At 57.1% G+C, this 1,289-nt stretch carries 2 protein-coding genes; both read right to left on the reverse strand.

Annotation, left to right across the window (positions count from 1 at the left end):
* Window positions 1–24: 24 nt before the first annotated feature.
* A complete protein-coding gene (gene sul1 / locus ABN212_RS18665) occupies window positions 25–864 on the reverse strand; it encodes a sulfonamide-resistant dihydropteroate synthase Sul1 (protein ID WP_000259031.1) in 840 nt (279 codons plus the stop codon).
* Complete coding sequence (locus tag ABN212_RS18670; protein ID WP_000679427.1) at window positions 858–1,205, reverse strand: quaternary ammonium compound efflux SMR transporter QacE delta 1; 348 nt, start codon at window positions 1,203–1,205, stop codon at window positions 858–860. The genes sul1 and ABN212_RS18670 overlap by 7 nt, the downstream gene beginning before the upstream one ends.
* Window positions 1,206–1,289: the final 84 nt, after the last annotated feature.

Here is a 1,289-nt window from a genome sequence, read left to right on the forward strand (position 1 = left end):
TAGCGGGCGGCCGGAAGGTGAATGCTAGGCATGATCTAACCCTCGGTCTCTGGCGTCGCGACTGCGAAATTTCGCGAGGGTTTCCGAGAAGGTGATTGCGCTTCGCAGATCTCCAGGCGCGTGGGTGCGGACGTAGTCAGCGCCATTGCCGATCGCGTGAAGTTCCGCCGCAAGGCTCGCTGGACCCAGATCCTTTACAGGAAGGCCAACGGTGGCGCCCAAGAAGGATTTCCGCGACACCGAGACCAATAGCGGAAGCCCCAACGCCGACTTCAGCTTTTGAAGGTTCGACAGCACGTGCAGCGATGTTTCCGGTGCGGGGCTCAAGAAAAATCCCATCCCCGGATCGAGGATGAGCCGGTCGGCAGCGACCCCGCTCCGTCGCAAGGCGGAAACCCGCGCCTCGAAGAACCGCACAATCTCGTCGAGCGCGTCTTCGGGTCGAAGGTGACCGGTGCGGGTGGCGATGCCATCCCGCTGCGCTGAGTGCATAACCACCAGCCTGCAGTCCGCCTCAGCAATATCGGGATAGAGCGCAGGGTCAGGAAATCCTTGGATATCGTTCAGGTAGCCCACGCCGCGCTTGAGCGCATAGCGCTGGGTTTCCGGTTGGAAGCTGTCGATTGAAACACGGTGCATCTGATCGGACAGGGCGTCTAAGAGCGGCGCAATACGTCTGATCTCATCGGCCGGCGATACAGGCCTCGCGTCCGGATGGCTGGCGGCCGGTCCGACATCCACGACGTCTGATCCGACTCGCAGCATTTCGATCGCCGCGGTGACAGCGCCGGCGGGGTCTAGCCGCCGGCTCTCATCGAAGAAGGAGTCCTCGGTGAGATTCAGAATGCCGAACACCGTCACCATGGCGTCGGCCTCCGCAGCGACTTCCACGATGGGGATCGGGCGAGCAAAAAGGCAGCAATTATGAGCCCCATACCTACAAAGCCCCACGCATCAAGCTTTTGCCCATGAAGCAACCAGGCAATGGCTGTAATTATGACGACGCCGAGTCCCGACCAGACTGCATAAGCAACACCGACAGGGATGGATTTCAGAACCAGAGAAAGAAAATAAAATGCGATGCCATAACCGATTATGACAACGGCGGAAGGGGCAAGCTTAGTAAAGCCCTCGCTAGATTTTAATGCGGATGTTGCGATTACTTCGCCAACTATTGCGATAACAAGAAAAAGCCAGCCTTTCATGATATATCTCCCAATTTGTGTAGGGCTTATTATGCACGCTTAAAAATAATAAAAGCAGACTTGACCTGATAGTTTGGCTGTGAG

It is taken from the genome of Proteus genomosp. 6 (genome assembly GCF_040139785.1).
Taxonomy (GTDB): domain Bacteria; phylum Pseudomonadota; class Gammaproteobacteria; order Enterobacterales; family Enterobacteriaceae; genus Proteus.